This is a genomic window from Flavobacterium hauense (assembly GCF_054457175.1).
Map to the genome: position 1 here is coordinate 1 of NZ_JBTKVX010000025.1, position 20,235 is coordinate 20,235.

The following is a 20,235-nucleotide window of genomic DNA, read 5'->3' on the forward strand; positions in this document are numbered from 1 at the left end:
AGTTAATTAAAAGGGAATTGTACCACACAAGATACACAAAGTTTTTTTAGTTAGAATAGTGCGCATAGGTTTTATTCTGCCTTGGCAGAATTTCTTTCTCTGAGTACTTTTAAAGATAATTTCTCCGTGATACTCTGTGAATTCTTTGTGTATCTCTGCGGTATAACTTATGTTGAACTCAGGATAATTAATTTGTACCTTTGCAATGGTTATAGATGTCAAATCAACAATTAACCAAATCAACAAACAAACTCCTTCAATGATAATATACAACGTTACTGTAAATATAGACGACAGCGTTCATGATAAATGGGTGCAATGGATGACTGAAAAACATATCCCTGAAGTGCTGGCAACAGGAAAATTTGTAAAAGCGGTTTTTGTAAAAGTGCTTATTGTTGAAGAAATGGGCGGGAGTACCTATTCTACGCAATATTTTACCGAAAATGCGCAACTTCTGGAGTCTTATCTTAGCGAAGATGCTCCTAAACTAAGGGCAGAAGGCATGAGCCTTTTTGGAGACAAGATGCTTGCCTTCAGGACAGAACTTGAAGTGCTGAAAGAATTTACGGTTTAGAAATTAAGCTGCCTTTAAGGCTAAAATGATATGGATAAAGTTAAAGCCAAAAAACATCTTGGGCAGCATTTCCTTAAAGATGAAAGTATAGCAAAAGATATTGCCGATACACTTACCCTGAAAGGTTATATTAAAGTGCTTGAGATAGGCCCCGGTATGGGAGTGCTTACCAAATACCTTTTGGATAAGCCTGTCGAAACCTATGTGATCGAGATCGATACCGAATCAGTAGAGTATCTTAATGCACATTACCCAAAACTGCACGGCAAGATCATCTCTGAAGATTTTCTGAGATATAACATTACCAAAGATTTTGCCGATGTGCCTTTTGCCATCATCGGTAACTTCCCGTACAACATATCAACACAAATCGTTTTCCGTACTCTTGAGCTTCGCGACAGGATCCCTGAATTCTCCGGTATGTTCCAGAAGGAAGTAGCTCAGCGCATCTGCGAGAAAAAAGGAAGTAAGGCCTATGGTATCCTTTCGGTACTGGTACAGGCATTTTATGATGCCGAATACCTTTTCACGGTAGATGAGCATGTGTTCAATCCTCCGCCAAAGGTAAAGTCGGGTGTGCTGAGGCTTATCCGTAAAGAAAACTACCACCTCTCGGTAGATGAGAAGCTGTTTTTTGCAGTTGTAAAAATGGCGTTTAACCAGCGCAGGAAGACACTTCGTAACAGTTTAAAAACATATAACCTAAGCGATAATTTAAAGGAAGATACTATCTTTGACCTTCGTCCGGAACAGCTTTCGGTGGAACAATTCATAGACCTTACCCAAAAAATAGCGGCCAATGGAGTTTAAAATCAGCAAAGATTTTATTGCTCAGATAGAGCAATACATAAGTGAAAATCGTGAGGAGCAGTTAGTTGCCTTACTAGAGGATATTCACTTTGCTGATATTGCCGAAATTATGGAGGAGCTGGACAGCAGTGAAGCCAGCTACCTGTTCCATATCCTTGACAGTGAAAAGACAGCAGAAATACTGCTTGAGCTGGATGAGGAAGTCCGCGAAAAGATACTAAAAGACCTTTCGCCAAAAGAAATTGCCGAAGAGCTTGATGAACTTAGTACCGATGATGCTGCCGACATTATCGCCGAACTTCCCGAAAACAAAAAAGGGGAGGTTATCCAGGAACTTATCGATGCCGAACACGCCAAAGACATTGTAGATCTTCTTCGTTATGATGAAGATACTGCGGGTGGTCTTATGGGTAAAGAGCTTGTAAAGGTAAACGAGAACTGGACGGTGCTTACCTGCGTGCGCGAAATGCGCCACCAGGCAGAGAATGTTCAGCGTGTGCATTCCATTTATGTGATAGATGACGAAAACAGGCTGAAAGGCAGGCTTTCGCTAAAAGATTTGCTGGTAACGTCGACCAAGACACCCATCAGCGACGTATATATTCCAAAAGTAGATTATGTAAGAGTGACAACCCCCGATGTTGAGGTTGCCCGTATCATGCAGAAGTATGACCTTGAGGCCATACCTGTGGTAGACGAACTGGGCAGGCTTGTGGGGCGTATTACTATTGACGATATCGTAGACGTTATCAAGGAAGAAGCGGACAAGGATTACCAGCTTGCTGCGGGTATCTCCCAGGACGTTGAGGCCGATGACAGTATCCTTGACCTTACCAAAGCCCGTTTGCCTTGGCTTATCCTGGCATTGCTTGGTGGTTTTGTAAGCGTAAAGGTATTGGGTATTTTTGAAGGTGCGATGAACAACCATAAAGAGCTGTTCTTCTTTACACCGCTTATTGCCGCAATGGCAGGTAACGTAGGTGTACAGTCATCAGCGATCATTGTTCAGGGTCTTGCCAATAATACCATTAGCGGGTCGCTTTTTAACCGATTGGTAAAAGAGGTATTGCTTACCCTGCTTAACGGTTCGATACTCGCACTCATCCTTATTCTGGGAAGCCATTTCCTTTTAGGAGTAGGCTATGAGGTAGGGCTTACTGTAAGCGTGTCGCTGGTTTCGGTAATTGTTATCGCATCACTTATTGGTACTTTCGTACCTATCCTTCTTAATAAGATGGGTATTGACCCCGCTTTGGCTACGGGGCCTTTCATTACTACCAGTAATGATATCTGTGGGATTTTGATCTATTTCTCTATAGCTAAGGCTATTCTTGGGTTTTAGATGATCTACCTGATTTTTTTACAGCATCTTTCTTTTTCTTTACTCCGTGCGGATACCTGAATTCTATATGTATGGCATAAATTATCTTATTCCGGATGGTGTATCTTACAATACCTTCGAGCTCGTCAATATATAGTTCATAGGTGTAATAGTTGTTGATGGCACTAAGCGGTGCATCCCAATATTTTAATAAGGTGGTGTTGTCATATTTATTGCAAAGCACCTCTTCGGGGTCGCCTATCTTTACATCATCGATGCTGACGGTGTTCATTCCCGGCTGGCTTCTTGATAAACTGGTATATTCCAGGGCTACTTCACTTATTCGGTCGCCTACGCCATCAAAACTGAATTTCATATCGTTGATATAAAATGCGGTTACTGTCTTGTAAAGCTTTCCGGCTCCCAGGAATACCGAATCGACCCTCGCGACATCAAAAGGATAGACGCTTTTTTCGAATTCCTTTCGTGTCAGCCCGTAAAAAGCTTTTTTGTTAAGAGTTATGCTTGAAGACGGAATGGAATCCATATTCCAACTGCTTATTTCGGATTTATAGTCCCTGCGAAAAAAATCTGTTAGATCTTTAGTAAGAACAGCCTGTATGTTTTTTTCAGGAGCTTCATATTGCAGCTGTTCTTTTGAAAAATAAATGGCCTTGTTGTCTACAGTTGTAAATACGGTATCCCTGAAGCTGTTGACTTCAATAACAAACATATTGGTTACATGAGGCCTTCCTGTTGCGAGCGAATCTTCGCCACATGTAAAGGGCTCACTTTTCCATGATTTAGCTTCAGACTTCAGCTTTAGCAGATTGTAGGCCAGTGTGTCATTGTACGATTCAATGGCCTGGATGTAATGTCCTGAGCGTTTCAGTTTTTTGGCATAATACTCAATACTGCATGGTCCGTGTGAGTCTGAATTTACCAGTCGGCAGGCAGTTACTTTTGTAGTATTCTTAAATTCCTGTGCGTTACACAGGCTGCCTAACAGTAGTAGAGTGAATAGCAGGTGTTTCATGATTGGTTGTTGAATTATAAAAATAACGAATATTTCCTGTAAGAATTGCATTTGTACAATTTGTGCAATTCGTGGTACAAAACTTCTGTAACTTTGTAAAGTAACTTAAAGATTGACGATGAACGTAAAAGTCCTTCACATAGACAGCAACAACCCTATACTTTGGGAACAGCTGGAACAGGCCGGTTTTGAGAACCACGCCGATTATAAATCAACTAAAGAAGAGATCGAGGCAAAGATAGCAGGCTATAATGGCGTTATTATCCGCAGCCGTTTTGACATCGATAAGACCTTTTTGGATGCAGCTACCAACCTGCAATTTATTGCCCGTGTAGGAGCTGGTCTTGAAAGTATTGACTGCGACTATGCCGAAAGCAAAGGAATTCACTTAATTGCTGCTCCGGAAGGTAACCGCAATGCGGTAGGAGAGCAGGCGTTGGGAATGCTATTGTCATTATTCAATAACCTGAACAGGGCCGACAGGCAGATACGCGATGGGCAATGGATACGCGAAGCCAACCGCGGCCATGAGCTGGAAGGAAAAACTGTTGGTATCATCGGTTATGGGAATATGGGTAAATCGTTTGCCAAAAAGCTGAGAGGTTTTGATGTAGAAGTGTTATGCTACGACATACTGCCTATGATGGGCGATGCCAATGCCAGGCAGGTTTCGCTGCAAGAGTTGCAGCAGAAAGCCGATGTGCTGAGCCTGCACACACCATGGACATCTGAAACCAATAAAATGGTCAATGCCGGTTTTATCAATGCGTTTGCCAAACCGTTTTGGCTGGTCAATACCGCCCGTGGCAAAAGTGTGGTAACGCAGGATCTTGCTGATGCCCTTAAATCAGGAAAAGTATTGGGCGCTGCACTTGACGTGCTTGAATATGAAAAACTATCGTTTGAGCACCTATTTACAGATGGTGATATTCCTGAGGCATTTCAATACCTTTTGGATTCAGATAATGTACTGCTGTCTCCGCATATAGCGGGATGGACGTTTGAAAGTCACGAGAAGCTGGCGCAGGTAATAGTTGACAAGATAAAGGCGGTATATTTTGGTGCTGCCGAAAGCGAATAAGCCGAATTTTAGACCCTGAAGGGAATAAGATAGAATTTGGGAGCCTGTTGATAATGCGTTCCTATAATGTTTGTAAGAGTTTTGCCGTCGATATCTGACAGCTTAATAAATTTTGTTATTTTAGCTATTACAGCAGGAGAATCCCGAAAATCCTTAAGAGTAGGGGCAAACCAAAAACAATTATTGAAATGAACATGATCGATTGGTATTTAAAAGTTGTAAGAGATAATTATGCGAACTTTTCGGGAAGGGCAAGAAGGAGTGAATACTGGTGGTATGCGCTTTGTAATTTTTTAATCGGTGCGGTATTACAGGTGGCAGACTATTTTATTGGTTTTGATATAGGTATACTTGGAAGTCTTTACGGACTTGCTGTGCTTGTTCCTGGTCTTGCAGTGTTTGTGAGAAGAATGCACGACGTAGGAAAAAGCGGATGGTTCATACTTCTTCTTTTATTGCCAGTCATCGGATGGATTTGGTTGCTTGTTCTTCTATTTACAGAGGGTAACCAGGGACCTAACGAGTACGGACCGGACCCAAAAAGGCCATATGATGATATCAATGAGATAGGTAGTAAAGAAGACTACTAAAATAGAGATCCCCCGCCATTCGCGGGGGATTTTGTTATAATCTGGTCAATAAAAACAGGGTATGTGTTTTGATTTTTTCGTGTTAATATTTATTTTAGGCGTCGCTAAGAAATACGGAGAAACCTGAAAATCCTTAAGAGTAGGGGCAAACCAAAACAATTATTGAAATGAACATGATCGATTGGTATTTAAAAGTTGTAAGAGATAATTATGCGAACTTTTCGGGTAGGGCAAGGAGAAGCGAATACTGGTGGTATACGCTTTGCAACATCTTAATAGGCCTGGTGCTGCAGGTTTTAGATTATTTCATAGGCTTTGATATAGGAATCCTGGGAAGCCTTTATAGCCTTGCGGTGTTTATTCCGGGACTTGCGGTTATGGTAAGGAGATTTCACGACATCGGTAAAAGCGGCTGGTTTGTAGTATGGACCGGCTTACCTATATTTATAGGAGCAGTATGGCTGGCTGTTGTTTCAGTAACCACAATTTCAGGAGGTAGCTCAGGAGCGTTAGGCTTTATAGTTCCTTTGTTGTTAGTGTTCGGAGGTGCTATATGGCTATTAGTACTTGTATGCACAAATGGTGATACGGGAGTTAATGAATATGGCCCGGATCCTAAACAGCCGTATGATAGCCTTGATGAGATAGGCTTTAAAGAAGAATATTAAAAATATAAATCCCCGCCATTGGCGGGGATTTTGTTTTTTGAGCCGGACTTAAGTTATTCGAAATCAATCTCAAAATAGTTAAGTAGATATTTATAATTGTCTTGGGCAGTTAGGCAGGTGTCTAACAGGTATTCTTTTATTTGTGGCCATTCCTGCAGGCCTCTGTAATAGAATAGTTTCAGGTCTTCATTAATGATAAATGGCACAATATTATTGGCCAGACATTCTTTAAATAGGATCAGCCGTCCTACGCGACCATTTCCATCCTGAAATGGGTGTATAATTTCAAACTGATGATGAAAGCCGATAATGTCTTCAAAAGTTTTCTTTTCTATGCTGTTGTAGTTGGCAAGAAGTTCTTTCATTTTTGCTGATACCTCTTTGGGAGGGCAGGTTTCATTACCTCCTACTTCATTAGGGAGTTTTTTGTAATCTCCAATTTTAAACCAGCCTTTTCTGCCATCTGAGGTTCCGGATTTTAAGATAAGGTGTAGTTCTTTTATAAACGATTCTGTAAGTTTCCCTTTTTCTTTATCAATAATCAGATCAATGCATCGAAAGTGATTTGTGGTTTCAATTATATCGTCGACATTCACACTTTCTTGAGAGACCCCAATGGTGTTGGTTTCAAAGATATGCCGTGTCTGGTCGTGGGTAAGCTTGCTGCCTTCAATGCGGTTTGAGTTGTAGGTAAGGTCAATTTGCGTGCGATGATAAATGCCTCCTTTTAGCCTCATGTCCTTTTGCTCTTTTAGGATATTAAGCAAAATATTAGAACTAAATTTCTTCTTATTTTCTTTTTCAGGCAAGGTAGCTTCTTCAGGGATATTCCATGTTTTACCTGTTAAAAAAGCTCCTGCTATCTTGCCTGTTGCACAATAATGGCGCACTGTCCTTTCGGGCAGGTTTCTACTTTTTGCAAATTGACTTACTGAAATATAGGCCATGACATTTTCTGTTAGCTTTGCCATTATCGGCAAATTGAGGGTAAAAATAATATTTAATTTACAAACATTGCCGTTATCGGCAATGTTTGTAAATTAAATATTAGGTTTATTTTCTTGCCGATAGAATGCTGGCGACATTCAAAAGCCGATTAAAATATAAATCCCCGCCATTGGCGGGGATTTTGTCTTTTGAGTATGGTGATCTTATAGGTGCTCTTCTCCTTTTTCGGCAAGCTTGCGTTCCAATTCGGCCTGGAATTCTTCCATTACGGGCCTCACTGTGCTTTCGGGAAGGTCAGCAATGCGGATGTACATCAATCCGTCAATAGCATTGTTGAATAGTGGGTCGACATTAAAGGCTACAACCCTTGCATTTTGCTTTATGTACTTTTTGATAAGTACCGGAAGCCTAAGGTTGCCCGGCTCTACTTCTTCAATAAATTTGTCAAACTTATTAAGATCAGCTTCGGCTTCGTTAAATACAAAGTCCTTGTCGGCATCTTTCAGTTTTACCTTGTATTCTTTCTTAGGGTGTATGTACTGCGCGATATAAGGATCGTAGTAATGCGATTTCATGAACTCGATCATCAGCGATTTTGAGAAATCAGAGAACTGGTTGCTGATGCTCACACCGCCAATAAGGAATTTATGTTCCGGATAACGCAATGTAGTATGTACGACACCTTTCCATAACAGGAACAATGGCATTGGTTTTTGCTGGTAGGCCTTTATGATAAAAGCACGCCCCATTTCTATGGATTTGCTCATCATATCATATAGTTCCGGTTCAAAACGGAACAGGTCGTGCATATAGAAGCCATCTATGCCATATTTCTTATAGATCTCGTTACCAAGTCCCATACGATAGGCACCTGCTATCTGTTTTGTTTCATCGTCCCAAAGAAACATGTGGTGATAGTACTTGTCGTACTGGTCAAGGTCAAGCGATTCGTTTGTGCCTTCTCCCACTTCACGGAAGGTAATTTCGCGAAGGCGTCCCAGTTCATGAAGAATGTTAGGGATCTTATCTGCCGATACAAAGAATACCTCATAGTTCTTGCTTTGCAGCAAACGGAAGTCTGCTTTACGCAGGGCAGCAATCTCTGCGAGTATCTTATCGTGATTGGCAGGAGTGGCAATGTCTTTAGGGCCTCTTGAAGTAATCTTGTTTAGATTTAAGTTAGCAGTGTCTATAAGCTTGGTTTCCTTTTCAAAAGGGTTCGCCAGCATATAGGTCTTAATCCTGATGAATTCGCTGTAGGCTTCCAGGGTTTCGTGTTCTGCCTGTTCTGCTACCGATATTGGCTTGCCAATCCTTACTTTGATAACGCGGTCTTTCTGTGTCAGCAGTTCCGATGGCAGCTTAGCAGTCCTTAAAGTATCGCTCAGCCTTGAAAGGAAATAGAACAGTCTGCTGTTCTTAGCGTGAAAGTAAATTGGAATTACGGGTACCTTTGCTTTTTTGATAAGCCTCATGGCTCCTTCTTCCCATGGTTTGTCTACAACCAGCTTATCGTCTTTATAGGTAGAAACTTCTCCCGCAGGAAAAATCCCCAATGGTTTGCCGTCGCTCAGGTGGCGCAGCGCATCCTTTATTCCTGTAACGCTTGATTTGGCATCCTTATGGCTTTCAAAAGGGTTAACCGGCATTACATAGGGTTTCAGGGGTTCTATACGGTGCAATAAAAAGTTGGCAATGATCTTGAAGTCAGGATCCTGCTCTACCATAAGCTTTAAAAGCAGTATGCCATCAATACCACCAAGGGGGTGGTTAGAAACCGTGATATACGGCCCCGTTTTAGGCAGGCGCTTAAGGTCTTCTTCAGGAATCTCAAATTTTATCTGGAATTCATCAAGTATGGCGTTCAGGAACTCAAGATCGCTAAGATGCTTGTTCCTGTCATATATTTTATTCATCGTGGAGATCTTCAGAACCTTCATCAGGAGCCAGCCTGAAAAAGTCCCCAAAAACCCATATTTGTCAGTCTTAATTGCTTTCGCAACTTCTTTAGCAGTAACTAAACTCATGCTACATTTGTGTTTTGGGCGAAAAACAAAGATAACAATTATAGCGAAACCGTCAGTGAGAATGCTTTTTTTAAATTGTTTTATTGATGATGGATATATGTTATTGTTTTACAGTGTGTTGAGTTCAATTATTTGCCGGGTATTCCATTTGTATGGTTTTTTGGTTACTTTTGAAATTCAAACTATATGCAATGAGAATTATTTCTTACAATGTAAACGGCATTCGCGCCGCTTTTACTAAGGGATTTATGGACTGGTTAAAGCAGGCCGACCCAGATATCATCTGCCTGCAGGAGATAAAAGCCACCCACGACCAGGTAGCGATACATGAGATTGAAGAAGCAGGTTACCCTTATCATTATTGGTTTTCGGCACAAAAAAAAGGCTATAGCGGCGTTGCCATATTTTCTAAGCATAAGCCTAATAATGTAGTATACGGGACCGGTATAGAGCATATGGATTTTGAAGGACGAAACCTTAGGCTTGATTTTGATACCTTCTCGGTGATGAGCCTGTATCTTCCGTCAGGAACCAATATCGACCGCCTTGACCATAAATTCAAATACATGGACGATTTCAGGGAGTATATCGATAACCTGAGAAAAGAAACTCCGAATCTTATCATCTGTGGCGATTATAATATTTGCCATGAGGCAATAGATATCCACGACCCTGTGCGCAATGCAAAGGTTTCGGGATTCTTACCGCAGGAAAGGGCATGGCTTGATGCATTCCTGAAAAACGGATTTATAGACACATTCCGTCACTTTAATAAGGAACCGCACAATTACAGTTGGTGGAGCTACCGTGCCGGTGCCCGTGGCAATAATAAGGGTTGGCGTATTGATTATGCGCTGGCTACTGAACCGATGCGTGAGCGTCTTACAAGGGCGGTCATATTACCGGAAGCCAAACACAGCGACCACTGCCCGGTACTTGTAGAGTTTGAATAGATTAGATTACCAATAAAACAACATATATAAAATGAAGATGAAGACTATTTCGGCAGGGGTGCTCGCACTGGCACTTATGACGAGCTGTGTTTCTAAAAAGGTATATACCGACCTGGAAACCAAATATGCCGACCTGAAAAAGGAAAACCGCACACTTGCTGATGAGAACGCAGCAATAGGCAAAGAAAAAAATGAACTTGACCTGAAATCAAAAGACCTTCAGGCGCAACTTGATAAGTTGAAAGCTGAGAGGGATAAGCTGTCTAAAGATTATGCTTCTACAAAATCGGGGCTTGACAAAATGCAGTCGTCTTACAACGATCTTGAAAAATCGAGCGGTGAGACCAATGCAAGCATCAGCAAAAAGAACCGTGAATTGTTAGCCGACCTTGAAGCTAAAGAAAAAGCACTGGCTGCCGAGCAGGAAAGGCTGAACAAACTGAAAGCTGAACTTCAGGAGCGCTCTCAGCGTGTGGATGAGCTTGAAGGCATGATTGCTGCACAGGAAGCCGGCCTTAAAAAGCTGAAAGAAACCCTTTCTAAAGCTCTTAACGGATTTGAAGGCAAGGGTCTTACCGTAGAGCAGAAGAACGGAAAGGTATACGTTTCTATGGAGAACAAACTATTGTTTGGTTCAGGTAGCTGGACAGTAGGGACAGAAGGTAAAAAAGCAGTAACTGAAGTTGGTAAGGTATTGGCAGCTAACCCGGATATCTCGGTACTTATCGAAGGCCATACCGATAATGCTGCCTACAAAGGCGGAGGTGATATCGCCGATAACTGGGATCTTTCTACAAAGCGTGCTACGGCCATTGTGCATATCCTGAAAGAGAACAAAGGAGTAGTTCCTAAAAACCTTACGGCAGCAGGACGAAGCGAGTATGCTCCTGTTACCGGAAACGAAACAGCCGAAGGCAAATCAAAGAACAGGAGGATAGAGATCATCCTTACACCTAAGCTTGATGAGCTGAATAAAATGCTTAACGAGATTTAATAATCTCCGCTTATTATAATTAAAAGGCCCCGTACATTGCACGGGGCTTTTTGTCTAAAACCTAAAAATTAAAAACTAGTTTTTCATAAACTTGCCGTTGTAAGCACGATTGTCAGCGGTTTGTGCTTTTATGATATAGACACCCGGGGCAAGCCCTGGAACGTTTATTGCCTCATTGCCTGTTTCCTGTATCTTTTGGCCAGCTATCGTGTAAATTTCTATTTTGGCAATTTCAGAACCATCCGGCAATGCGATATTTAAAACATCATTGGCAGGGTTAGGAAAAACGCTTAATGCAACCAGATTAAAATCTGCCGCACCCAGAACACTGCATTCTGCCGTGAGTTCATACAGCTGCTCCATGTTTATCATCTGGAACCACTCACTAGTATCATTTCCCATAGCCAACGATTCGCCTATAACGCCTTCTCCGGTTTCATAGTGAGCTGTACAGTTCCATGCCCTTGCATCAGAAAGTACACCCATCCAAAATCGTTCCTCTACCAGGTCTCCGTTAAGTACAATTGGTTCAGAAAGTTCAACATTAATATCGCGAATGTAGAAATCATGCATCTCATCATAAGCAATTTCTGTGCTCGTACCTACAGTTGTTGCGGTAACATCGAATAGAATTTCGCCCGGGATATTGCCCGGTGCAACTTCCGGATCCTCGGGTACATTGTAGAGGTTGTCATAAAAACGGAAATGAATGTACTCAGGAATAAGCTTACTCGAAAGCGTCACCTTAATATGGGTGATTGTCATTTGCTGGCTAGCTTCAATAGGAATATCAGCTGCTGCTTTTTGTCCCTGAGCACCACTGATAAAAATTCCATTCTGCTCACTGGTATCGTTTATTACGATAGTGTTGCAATGCTGCGCAAATCCCGTCATGGAGGCAAGCGCAAAAAGTGTCATGTAAAAATTCTTCATAAGTTTGTCGATTTAGTTTTACCGAAGCTAATGTGAATTTTTTACGAAAAAATGATTGTCTTAAAATTTACCGTATTGTAATCTTTTATTTTTAACAAAAATGATAAGGAAAATTCGTGACATTAATGTGTTGACGACTAATAGTTTTTAAAGGAATTAACCAGGCATTCATTGGAAGCGCATGTTTGGTATAAAGCAAAAGCCGCATCCTTAGGATGCGGCTTTTATATTTGGGTTATGTGTTTTCTAATTGATAACAAGTTTGGTGTTGTATCCCACAGTTGGTGTTTGTAGCTTAACCATGTAAAGACCGGTCTGTAATTTAGAGGTGTCAATTTTTGTTTGGCCTTCGCCTAACTTCTGTTCTATTACCAGTTGACCGCTTACGTTAAATATTGAAGCAAGCCCCTCCCCGAACCCTTCTTTGGCAGAAACGAAAACCTCATTACCGGCAGGATTTGGATATAAAGAAAACAATTTGTTGTCAAAATCATTCAGTCCGGCTGTGGTGTCTATCACTTTATAAACAGTACCGCTGCCGGCTGCATATAGTTCCTGGTTAGCATCTACTCCAAAAGTTGTGATGGTGCCGCTAAAATTACCCACCCAGCTTAGCGTTGAGCCATCTACCACGCCAATTTCGGCAGTGCAGTAGTCGGCAAAAAAGTATTTTCCCTGCATGTTAGGATAAGCTGACCCTGTATAAACATAACCGCCTGTAATAGAGCAGCGTGATGTACCTTCATGCTCATATTGGGCAACCGGCATGGTATACATCTCTACAAGCGAGCAGTTGTCGGTACTATATACGTCTGTGCCTTCAAAGCATTTCCAACCGTAATTTATTCCTGAAGCGGTAGCCGACATCCTGTTTATCTCCTCAATGTTTTCCTGGCCTACATCCGCTATCCAGATGTTTCCGTCATTAAACGAAAATTTCCATGGATTACGCAGCCCTAATGCCCATACTGCATCAGCACCATCAATACCTACATAAGGATTTGTTGCCGGAATATAGGGTGCAGCGGCATTTACGTCCAAACGCAATATTTTGCCCAGCAGCTCATTTTTATTCTGTGCCCTGTTGCCTGGGTCGCCGCCACTTCCGCCATCGCCCATCGCGATATATAAGTAACCATCAGGGCCAAAACGAAGACATCCTCCATTGTGGTTGTCAAAAGGCTGCTCTACAGTTAGCATTACCAGTGCAGAATTTGGGTCTGCTGCATTAGCATCTGTCGTGCTTTTGGTATAGCGTGCAATCACGGTATCGCCATTGCCATCAGTATAGTCTACATAAAAATAACCGTTGGTTACATAATCCGGATGAAAAGCAAGCCCAAGCAATCCCTGTTCGTTACCGGTACTAATCAAAGTACTCAGGTTTAAGAAAGGGGTTTCGTTTGTCGTGCCATCGGCATTCAGGATCTGTATACGTCCTGTCTGTTCTACCAGAAATAAGCGGCTGTCTCCCGCATTTGCAATTTCTGCGGGTCTATCAAACCCGTCTGCAAAAAGCTCCAGGCTAATGGTCTGGGCTGATGCCATACCTGTCATGAACAGGCTCAGTAATAATAATTTTGTTTTCATAGCAATACACTAATTGGTTTATATAATAAATTTATTACAATTTAATCAATTAGTGTATTGGTTAACAAAACATTATAAATTATATACCGATTTGTTTTTAGGTGCTTTCACGCGATAGCTTATCCTCACTTTTTTTGTTTCTCCCGCTTTCAGGTTTAGTTCCCAGCTCAGTATGCCTGTTTCGGTTTCTACTTTGGCACTGTCACTCTGTAGCAGCTCAACTTCGATTTCCTTATCAGTACTTACAGGGTACTGATCTTTCATCGTTAGCTTAGCGGCTTCTTTTTTGTTGTTCCTGATTATTATGTCATACGTAAACACCTGTTCCCTGCCTGATGAAAGGAATTTTGTGCTGGATTTCTCGGCAATAAGTTCTCGTTTTACCGAAATCTTTTTGTCCCTGCCCATGCTCAGGTTAAGCGTGTCGGCAGTTTGTGACGGATTAATGCTTGTCTTGCCAATATACATGCCTTCAAAAATGATGTTGGCTTCACCTCTTAGCAGGTTGTATTTGGCATAATCGCTGATTTCTGCCAAAAGGAAAGCCTCCTGCTCAAGTTTGGGTACAGAATAATGCCTGTATGTTGCCGGCAGTTTTATTTCTTTAAGGGTAACGCTGTGCTGCTTGCCGTTAGATGCTATGTCATACGGTACATCAATATCAAACGATACGTTCATCTGGTTTTCAGTAATGGTAGCGGCTACATTAGATACGGCTTTGGTTGATGTGCGATAAGCTTGAACTACTACTTCTGATAGTTGTTTGTCATCAGAGGCAAAGGCTCCCTGTACCTGAAGCCCTGGTACCATATCTTTATATTTTAGATTGTTTGCCAAGCTTAAAAACCATGGGTTCAGTTCCGGTGCATAACTGCTTTGGTTGGGAGAACCGCTGGATAGGGTAAGTTTTACTTTTTTCCAGTCGATGCCTGTTTGTTGTACCACCTGTGCTTTATATAGCATATTAATAGGTGAGGTGATGTTGTCGGCTCTCAAATCATAAAACGGCTGCCACGATGCGCCCTGGGTAAGGTAGCTGATATCAAGCTGGGTGCTGATGGGTGCGTCGCTCATTATCTGCAATACCAGCTTTCCGGTAGATACTTTTTCTTCTTTGCTAATGTTTACTTCGAGTCTGCTTCTCAGGTCGGCCAGCTTTTCATTAAGCTTTTGTTCTTTGGCAACTAATGTGTTTATGGTATTGGCGGTTTCGGTGCGTTTGGCTTTATAATAGTCTACCATCTTCATCAGCTCGGCTACGCTAAGTCCCGACTGCTGTCCATATACCTGATTATTCTTGTCAAGGAGCTCAAGCGTTTTTTGCTCTGATGTTTTCTGGTTAACCACAAGGGCAATTTCTTTCTCGACAAGCTTAATGCTGTCGCGCACTTTTTTCAGGGCAGGGGAGTTTTCGTCGGGCTCATACTCCGAAATGTAATTGTTAGTAAACTGTGACGACAGTACCGTAACGTTAGAAGGTGCGCCTATCTGCAGGGTGTTCTCAATAAGGTAATTGGCTACGTTCTTGATCACGACCTCCGAAGTGCCTGCCGGAAGAGTAACGGCTGCGGATTGCGAAATTTCAGCCGAATTGAAATATACGGTAGCTGCTTTTACTTTTGCAGTTGTAAAAACAGGCTTTTGAGCGTAAGCAAAGCTACAGGCCAAAAGCAGTAGCATAACAATCTTTTTCATAATCTATAAGTTTATCTTTTAGATATAGATTATGAATTTGGTGAAAAGGTTGGGACAGGCTATAAATTTTTTCTGTTTTCTTTTGTCTTGCCACAAAAGAAACAAAAAGGCACGGCCGAACTCCTTAGGCTAAAAATTATTGCATTCTGCTAAACCATCCGAACTCGCCTTTGGCTCAAACAGCGGATGCTTCTTAACGCCTCACTTATAATTTTCTTAACGCCATGGAGTTTAATGCCGTAGCTTCACTCTACTGTAAGATTTGCGTAATCTTTTAATTCGGTTGGCTATCTCCCCCTCTCCTTTGTAGCCCGATAGCTATCGGGGGCTAGGGTGAGGATTAAAAAACCTCCTTAGACAGGTTAAAGAAAAAGTCCTGCACTCCGGTTGAGTCGTTCGCGAAAGGATTGGTTTCCTTTATTTTTATGCGCGAGCGTGCACGGCCGGTAACATCTATCTGGCCGGACTGTGCAATGGTATCTTCGGCTGTAAGCAAGCCACGCCTAAGCATAAGTTTCTTGATATAGTCGTTGTGCTTAACTGCAAACGGCTTTAGATTGCCTTCGTCGTTAAACTGCCACATAAAGCCTTTTGGCCTTGGTATGATGCTTGCCAGGTAAACGCATTCGTCAAGCGTAAGCTGGCTTGGGCTTTTCTGGAAATAATAGGAGGCTGCTTCGCCAATCCCGTACACGTCAGGACCCCATTCGATAATATTGAAGTACACTTCAAGCATACGTTCTTTGCTGGCAATGCGGTTGTTTTCGAGTATGTATACAAGCAGTATCTCTTCCAGCTTTCGCGAAAGTGTTTTCTCGCGGGTCAGGAATACGTTCTTAACCAGCTGCATACTTATTGTACTTGCGCCTCGGGAAAACTTTTTGGTCTTTATGTTCTTGATGATCGACTGCTTGAAGGCCTCGTTGATAAAACCCCTATGGTTAAAGAATGACGGATCTTCGCTGGTAAGTACTGCTTTTCTCAGATAGGGCGATATGTGATCCATTGGGGTATAGTACGGATTGTCTACCGTTAGCGATATGGCACGTTGTACCCTTCCGTTATCAATGGCCCTGTATGTAAATGCGGTATTCAGCTTAGCAAGATCGGCCGCACCATATTTTATGATTTTCAGGCCATCTTTTTTCAGGCTGCTGTCAAATACGAGTTTGTTGGGTTTGTTCTTGTTGTATAAAAAGTCAAGGTTATAGCTAAAGTTACCTTCGGCTTCCATGCCTTCAAAGTTATTGAAAAGTCCTTTTGGGAGCGAGACGATAAAATCCTGAGCGGCCATTTGAGGTATGCGGGCCTTCATCTCATATATAGTGTCTTCTTCTACACTGTATTTAAGGAACGGGTGTACTTTTATCTTGTTCAGCTGCATGGTAGAGGTACTGTCAAGCGCAATAAAGTCGGATCCAAGAAGGAATCGGTAATCAAAACGCGCATTGTCTATAACCACGTCTTTAGAAGAGATACGCCTGTGGTTAACCATAAAGTTGCGAATAGATGCATAACCGTCTACATGCAATTTGCCGCCACTCATGTCTATGTTGTCTACATTAAGGTGAATGGCATCAAAGCCCGACTTGATCCCGTAACGTTCGTTAAGATAAGGTATCGCGATGCGTGTAGTATCGGTATTAAAAAAGTCAAGGTCGGCCTGCTTATTTCTTGGGTCAGCAAGGCCTTTTACCTTCCAGTTCTGGGAAATATCCTTTGCTGTTACCCCAATAGATGATTCCAGTTTTTTGTCGACCAGTTTAAGTTCTTTAAGGTGAAGTGTTACCTTCCTGCCCATGTCGTCAAGGCGAAGGTTCAGGTTGGTCAGTACCATATCCGTAGGAACAAGATTCAGGGCTTTGTTCAGCAAACGGTAGGCGCGCGATGCATAGTCCGGGTCGTCACTATCGTCGTCTTCCTCATCTTTGTCTTTTTTCTTCAGGAAAGCGTCAAAGTTCTTGCCATTGGCGTTTTTTACAAGCTGTATAAAGCCGTCTTTCATCTCAAGGCTTCCCAGCTGCAGGTCGCCCATAAGCAGGTGTCCCAGATTGATGCTTGTCTTCAGCTCTTTTACATTCAGCAGGGTGTCGGCATTTTTTGGAGCAAGGGTTATGCCTTTCATCTCAATATCCGAAAACCCGTGAAAAGAAGCTTCCTTTACGGTAAAGTTGCTGTTGTACTCGGTATTCATTTTGCCCGATATCTTAGTTATGGCCTTTTCAAGGATGGTGTTCCTGAAGGCAAAGAAACCGATACCCGCAAGGATAATGATTACAACAAATATACTGAGCACTATAAGTGCTATCTTTTTTATTCTCTTTTTTTGCATTCTGTATGTTTAACCGAATAAGTAACCTGCTACATCTTCAATTTTCGCTACCAGCTTAACTTCGATCTGTGTATTTTTTAATGAGATCTTATTGTATTTAGAAACAAAAATAGTAGAAAAACCTAACTTTTCTGCTTCCAGTATGCGCTGTTCTACCCTGTTTACGGGACGAATTTCGCCCGAAAGGCCAATTTCTCCCGCAAAACAAAAGTCTTTGTTTACCGGAATGTCTTCGTTGGAAGACAGTATCGCTGCCACCACTGCAAGGTCTATGGCAGGGTCGTCTACATTTATACCGCCCGTTATATTCAGAAAAACGTCTTTGGCACCCAGCCTGAAACCAGCCCTTTTTTCGAGTACGGCCAGTATCATGTTGAGCCTTTTGGCATTATATCCTGTGGTAGAGCGTTGCGGTGTTCCGTATACTGCCGAGCTTACAAGTGACTGTATCTCAACCATAAGCGGGCGCATGCCTTCCATCGTGGTTGCAATTGCCGTGCCGCTTAGCTCTTCCTCTTTATGCGATATCAGTATTTCCGACGGATTGGTTACCTCCCTTAATCCCGTGCCCAGCATTTCATAAATGCCCAGCTCGGCGGTAGACCCAAAACGGTTTTTTAGCGATCGTAGTATACGGTACACGTGATTTCTGTCGCCTTCAAACTGAAGAACGGTATCTACCATGTGTTCCAGTATCTTAGGTCCGGCGATGCTGCCGTCTTTGGTAATGTGGCCAATGAGTAGTACAGGTACATTGGTTTCTTTGGCAAACTTTATAAGTTCTGCCGTGGTTTCGCGTATCTGTGATATGCTTCCTGCCGACGATTCGATAAAATCGGTATGCAGGGTTTGTATGGAGTCAATGATCACGACCTCGGGCTCAATTGCCTCGATCTGCCTGAAAATGTTCTGAGTTTTGGTTTCTGTAAGTATGTAGCAATTGTCGGCAGATGGCGTAATCCTTTCGGCACGCATCTTTATCTGCTTCTGGCTTTCTTCTCCCGATACATACAAAGTACGATAGGGCAGCTTTAACGATATCTGTAGCAGTAGTGTACTTTTTCCTATACCCGGTTCGCCTCCTAAAAGCGTTAACGACCCCGGCACGAGCCCGCCTCCTAAAACACGGTTAAGCTCTGCATCGCCGGTATCAAGGCGAATTTCTGCGGCCGAATCAATCTCGTTTATACGTAGTGGTTTGGGTGCCTTTTTTACTTCCCCAGAGCTGGGTTTCCAGGCCTGTTTCTCCTCTTTCTGGATAACCTCTTCTACAATGGTGTTCCACTGCTTGCAGGAGTTACACTGTCCCTGCCATTTCGCATATTGTGTCCCGCAGTTCTGGCAAAAGAAGGAAGTCTTTAGTTTGGCCATGAATGATGTTCTAATTTATTTGGTTTTCAAAAATAGTCAAAAGTATACACTTTTAAAGTTAAAAATTTAGCCACGAATTACACTAATTCCACAAATTGTTGATTCGTGATAATTGGTGTAATTCGTGGCTATTATATTTATGAGCCTGTATTATTTCAGGTTATCTGCTTTTTCAAGCATCATATCTTTAGAGTATTCACCTACTTCACTATATCCATAGCCTTTCATGTAAGCATTTATGGCTTTTTTGTTTTCGCCCATTTTCTCATAATAAAGGCCTGTATAGTACTCAGAGAAAGTGGTTTTTGGGTAATTTTTAGAAGCTACATCAGAAAGTGCCTTCAATTCTTCGTAAGCACCGTTTTTAAGGATGGCTGCCTCAATAGCCCTGAAGTCGTTAAGGCGAACAGCGATCTTTACGCCAAGGTCTTTCTGGATCACATCATACTTTTTGACCAGGTAATCTACATAGCCTGATTTTAACGTAACCACCTTTTCCTGGTATTCGATAGATGTTATCGGCTGGTATATCGAGAATATGTGGTACATGGCCTCGGGTATTGCAAAAGGCACCAGTGAATAATGCGACGCATTCTTGATGTCGTCAAAATAATATTTCAGCGCAGGATTTGGTGCTTTTTTAATGTTTTCATCAAGCGTTCTTATCTTTTTCTGCATTTTCATTACATCGCCATCTGCAGTAGCCAGATAGTAATATACAGGAGTCTTGATATCCGCAAGTCTGCCTGCCAGGTCAACTTCCATTTCTTTAGGCAGTTCTGGGCTTAGTGCGATGTAAGCATTGAATAACGGATTTTCCTTATACAGGAAGAAGTTTATGTAGCCGGCTGTAAGGTCGTGCCCGGCAATGATTTTGAAGGGTGAGATGCGGTATTTTTTCTCTACATAAGGCATCATTTCGGTAACGATAAAATCAAAGAATTTCTCGCTGAATTCATCTGGAAGCCCAGTTTCTTTCTCAACGTGGCAATCCATCTTGCGCTCGTTGTTCTTGTTTTGGTTTATGCCTACTATAATTACTTCGGGTAAGTCGTTCCAGTATTCGGTATACGACATCATTCCTGAAAAAGGGTCTACAAGGTAATCACCATCGAGCAGTACCAGCAGCGGATATTTTTTATTTTTGTTGGCCGGGAGGTCATACGATGCCGGAGTCACAACAGTTATCTGCCTGGTTGCATTTAGTTTTTGAGACTGGATGTCTTCATTAACCTTTTTCTGGGCGAATAAGGCAGTTGTAAAAAGTAAGAAAAAGAGTAAGGTTTTGTTTTTCATTGCTTTACGTGTT

Annotated in this window: 17 protein-coding genes; 8 read left to right on the plus strand and 9 right to left on the minus strand. The window is 42.1% G+C overall.

The window, feature by feature from the left end:
* Nucleotides 1-259 precede the first annotated feature (259 nt).
* The 3 genes from ACX0HA_RS15495 to mgtE are packed head-to-tail and all read left to right on the plus strand — an operon-like array spanning nucleotide 260 to nucleotide 2,729.
* On the plus strand, nucleotides 260-577 hold the full coding sequence (locus tag ACX0HA_RS15495) for a DUF4286 family protein (RefSeq protein ID WP_458846213.1): 318 nt from the start codon (nucleotides 260-262) through the stop codon (nucleotides 575-577).
* A gap of 30 nt (nucleotides 578-607) precedes the next feature.
* Nucleotides 608-1,387, plus strand: coding sequence for a 16S rRNA (adenine(1518)-N(6)/adenine(1519)-N(6))-dimethyltransferase RsmA (rsmA, locus tag ACX0HA_RS15500; RefSeq protein ID WP_458846214.1), 780 nt, complete (start codon nucleotides 608-610; stop codon nucleotides 1,385-1,387).
* Nucleotides 1,377-2,729 carry a magnesium transporter gene (gene mgtE, locus ACX0HA_RS15505; RefSeq protein WP_458846215.1) on the plus strand — a complete coding sequence of 451 codons (1,353 nt, stop codon included), beginning with the start codon at nucleotides 1,377-1,379 and terminating at the stop codon, nucleotides 2,727-2,729. The genes rsmA and mgtE overlap by 11 nt, the downstream gene beginning before the upstream one ends.
* On the opposite strand, the gene ACX0HA_RS15510 is transcribed toward mgtE, so the two are convergent.
* A complete protein-coding gene (locus ACX0HA_RS15510) occupies nucleotides 2,713-3,744 on the minus strand; it encodes a hypothetical protein (protein WP_458846216.1) in 1,032 nt (343 codons plus the stop codon). The two genes, mgtE and ACX0HA_RS15510, sit on opposite strands and share 17 nt — an antisense overlap.
* 118 nt (nucleotides 3,745-3,862) lie before the next feature.
* Here ACX0HA_RS15510 and ACX0HA_RS15515 point away from each other — a divergent pair, with 118 nt between their 5' ends.
* The 3 genes from ACX0HA_RS15515 (at nucleotide 3,863) to ACX0HA_RS15525 (ending at nucleotide 6,083) form a co-directional block, all read left to right on the plus strand.
* Nucleotides 3,863-4,825, plus strand: a complete 963-nt coding sequence (locus ACX0HA_RS15515) for a 2-hydroxyacid dehydrogenase (RefSeq protein ID WP_458846217.1) — start codon at nucleotides 3,863-3,865, stop codon at nucleotides 4,823-4,825.
* Between the two features lie 194 nt (nucleotides 4,826-5,019).
* A complete protein-coding gene (locus ACX0HA_RS15520) occupies nucleotides 5,020-5,415 on the plus strand; it encodes a DUF805 domain-containing protein (RefSeq protein WP_458846254.1) in 396 nt (131 codons plus the stop codon).
* 173 nt (nucleotides 5,416-5,588) lie between these two features.
* Nucleotides 5,589-6,083 (plus strand): DUF805 domain-containing protein, encoded by a 495-nt coding sequence (locus ACX0HA_RS15525; protein WP_458846255.1) that lies wholly within the window; start codon nucleotides 5,589-5,591, stop codon nucleotides 6,081-6,083.
* Nucleotides 6,084-6,136: 53 nt separating this feature from the next.
* Here ACX0HA_RS15525 and ACX0HA_RS15530 read toward each other — a convergent pair whose 3' ends face one another.
* Nucleotides 6,137-7,054 carry a Fic family protein gene (locus ACX0HA_RS15530; protein ID WP_458846218.1) on the minus strand — a complete coding sequence of 306 codons (918 nt, stop codon included), beginning with the start codon at nucleotides 7,052-7,054 and terminating at the stop codon, nucleotides 6,137-6,139.
* 180 nt (nucleotides 7,055-7,234) lie between these two features.
* On the minus strand, nucleotides 7,235-9,058 hold the full coding sequence (locus tag ACX0HA_RS15535) for a GNAT family N-acyltransferase (RefSeq protein WP_458846219.1): 1,824 nt from the start codon (nucleotides 9,056-9,058) through the stop codon (nucleotides 7,235-7,237).
* A gap of 191 nt (nucleotides 9,059-9,249) precedes the next feature.
* Between ACX0HA_RS15535 and ACX0HA_RS15540 the strand changes: the two genes are divergently transcribed.
* Nucleotides 9,250-10,011 carry an exodeoxyribonuclease III gene (locus ACX0HA_RS15540; RefSeq protein ID WP_458846220.1) on the plus strand — a complete coding sequence of 254 codons (762 nt, stop codon included), beginning with the start codon at nucleotides 9,250-9,252 and terminating at the stop codon, nucleotides 10,009-10,011.
* A gap of 31 nt (nucleotides 10,012-10,042) precedes the next feature.
* Nucleotides 10,043-11,005: an OmpA family protein gene (locus tag ACX0HA_RS15545; protein ID WP_458846221.1), complete on the plus strand. Its 963-nt coding sequence runs from the start codon at nucleotides 10,043-10,045 to the stop codon at nucleotides 11,003-11,005.
* Nucleotides 11,006-11,080: 75 nt separating this feature from the next.
* Here ACX0HA_RS15545 and ACX0HA_RS15550 read toward each other — a convergent pair whose 3' ends face one another.
* The 6 genes from ACX0HA_RS15550 to ACX0HA_RS15575 form a co-directional block, all read right to left on the minus strand.
* Nucleotides 11,081-11,938 carry a T9SS type A sorting domain-containing protein gene (locus ACX0HA_RS15550; protein ID WP_458846222.1) on the minus strand — a complete coding sequence of 286 codons (858 nt, stop codon included), beginning with the start codon at nucleotides 11,936-11,938 and terminating at the stop codon, nucleotides 11,081-11,083.
* A gap of 246 nt (nucleotides 11,939-12,184) precedes the next feature.
* On the minus strand, nucleotides 12,185-13,528 hold the full coding sequence (locus tag ACX0HA_RS15555; protein ID WP_458846223.1) for a PQQ-dependent sugar dehydrogenase: 1,344 nt from the start codon (nucleotides 13,526-13,528) through the stop codon (nucleotides 12,185-12,187).
* A gap of 72 nt (nucleotides 13,529-13,600) precedes the next feature.
* Nucleotides 13,601-15,223 (minus strand): DUF4139 domain-containing protein, encoded by a 1,623-nt coding sequence (locus ACX0HA_RS15560; RefSeq protein WP_458846224.1) that lies wholly within the window; start codon nucleotides 15,221-15,223, stop codon nucleotides 13,601-13,603.
* Between the two features lie 340 nt (nucleotides 15,224-15,563).
* Nucleotides 15,564-17,555, minus strand: a complete 1,992-nt coding sequence (locus ACX0HA_RS15565; protein WP_458846225.1) for a transglycosylase domain-containing protein — start codon at nucleotides 17,553-17,555, stop codon at nucleotides 15,564-15,566.
* Between the two features lie 9 nt (nucleotides 17,556-17,564).
* Nucleotides 17,565-18,926 (minus strand): DNA repair protein RadA, encoded by a 1,362-nt coding sequence (radA, locus tag ACX0HA_RS15570; protein WP_458846226.1) that lies wholly within the window; start codon nucleotides 18,924-18,926, stop codon nucleotides 17,565-17,567.
* A gap of 150 nt (nucleotides 18,927-19,076) precedes the next feature.
* Nucleotides 19,077-20,222 (minus strand): alpha/beta hydrolase, encoded by a 1,146-nt coding sequence (locus ACX0HA_RS15575; RefSeq protein ID WP_458846227.1) that lies wholly within the window; start codon nucleotides 20,220-20,222, stop codon nucleotides 19,077-19,079.
* Nucleotides 20,223-20,235 lie beyond the last annotated feature (13 nt).

Coding starts and splice junctions, on each gene's coding strand:
- ACX0HA_RS15495 (WP_458846213.1), top strand. CDS start 260: ATGATAATATACAACGTTACTGTAAATATAGACGACAGCGTTCATGAT.
- rsmA (WP_458846214.1), top strand. CDS start 608: ATGGATAAAGTTAAAGCCAAAAAACATCTTGGGCAGCATTTCCTTAAA.
- mgtE (WP_458846215.1), top strand. CDS start 1,377: ATGGAGTTTAAAATCAGCAAAGATTTTATTGCTCAGATAGAGCAATAC.
- ACX0HA_RS15510 (WP_458846216.1), bottom strand. CDS start 3,744: ATGAAACACCTGCTATTCACTCTACTACTGTTAGGCAGCCTGTGTAAC.
- ACX0HA_RS15515 (WP_458846217.1), top strand. CDS start 3,863: ATGAACGTAAAAGTCCTTCACATAGACAGCAACAACCCTATACTTTGG.
- ACX0HA_RS15520 (WP_458846254.1), top strand. CDS start 5,020: ATGATCGATTGGTATTTAAAAGTTGTAAGAGATAATTATGCGAACTTT.
- ACX0HA_RS15525 (WP_458846255.1), top strand. CDS start 5,589: ATGATCGATTGGTATTTAAAAGTTGTAAGAGATAATTATGCGAACTTT.
- ACX0HA_RS15530 (WP_458846218.1), bottom strand. CDS start 7,054: ATGGCAAAGCTAACAGAAAATGTCATGGCCTATATTTCAGTAAGTCAA.
- ACX0HA_RS15535 (WP_458846219.1), bottom strand. CDS start 9,058: ATGAGTTTAGTTACTGCTAAAGAAGTTGCGAAAGCAATTAAGACTGAC.
- ACX0HA_RS15540 (WP_458846220.1), top strand. CDS start 9,250: ATGAGAATTATTTCTTACAATGTAAACGGCATTCGCGCCGCTTTTACT.
- ACX0HA_RS15545 (WP_458846221.1), top strand. CDS start 10,043: ATGAAGATGAAGACTATTTCGGCAGGGGTGCTCGCACTGGCACTTATG.
- ACX0HA_RS15550 (WP_458846222.1), bottom strand. CDS start 11,938: ATGAAGAATTTTTACATGACACTTTTTGCGCTTGCCTCCATGACGGGA.
- ACX0HA_RS15555 (WP_458846223.1), bottom strand. CDS start 13,528: ATGAAAACAAAATTATTATTACTGAGCCTGTTCATGACAGGTATGGCA.
- ACX0HA_RS15560 (WP_458846224.1), bottom strand. CDS start 15,223: ATGAAAAAGATTGTTATGCTACTGCTTTTGGCCTGTAGCTTTGCTTAC.
- ACX0HA_RS15565 (WP_458846225.1), bottom strand. CDS start 17,555: ATGCAAAAAAAGAGAATAAAAAAGATAGCACTTATAGTGCTCAGTATA.
- radA (WP_458846226.1), bottom strand. CDS start 18,926: ATGGCCAAACTAAAGACTTCCTTCTTTTGCCAGAACTGCGGGACACAA.
- ACX0HA_RS15575 (WP_458846227.1), bottom strand. CDS start 20,222: ATGAAAAACAAAACCTTACTCTTTTTCTTACTTTTTACAACTGCCTTA.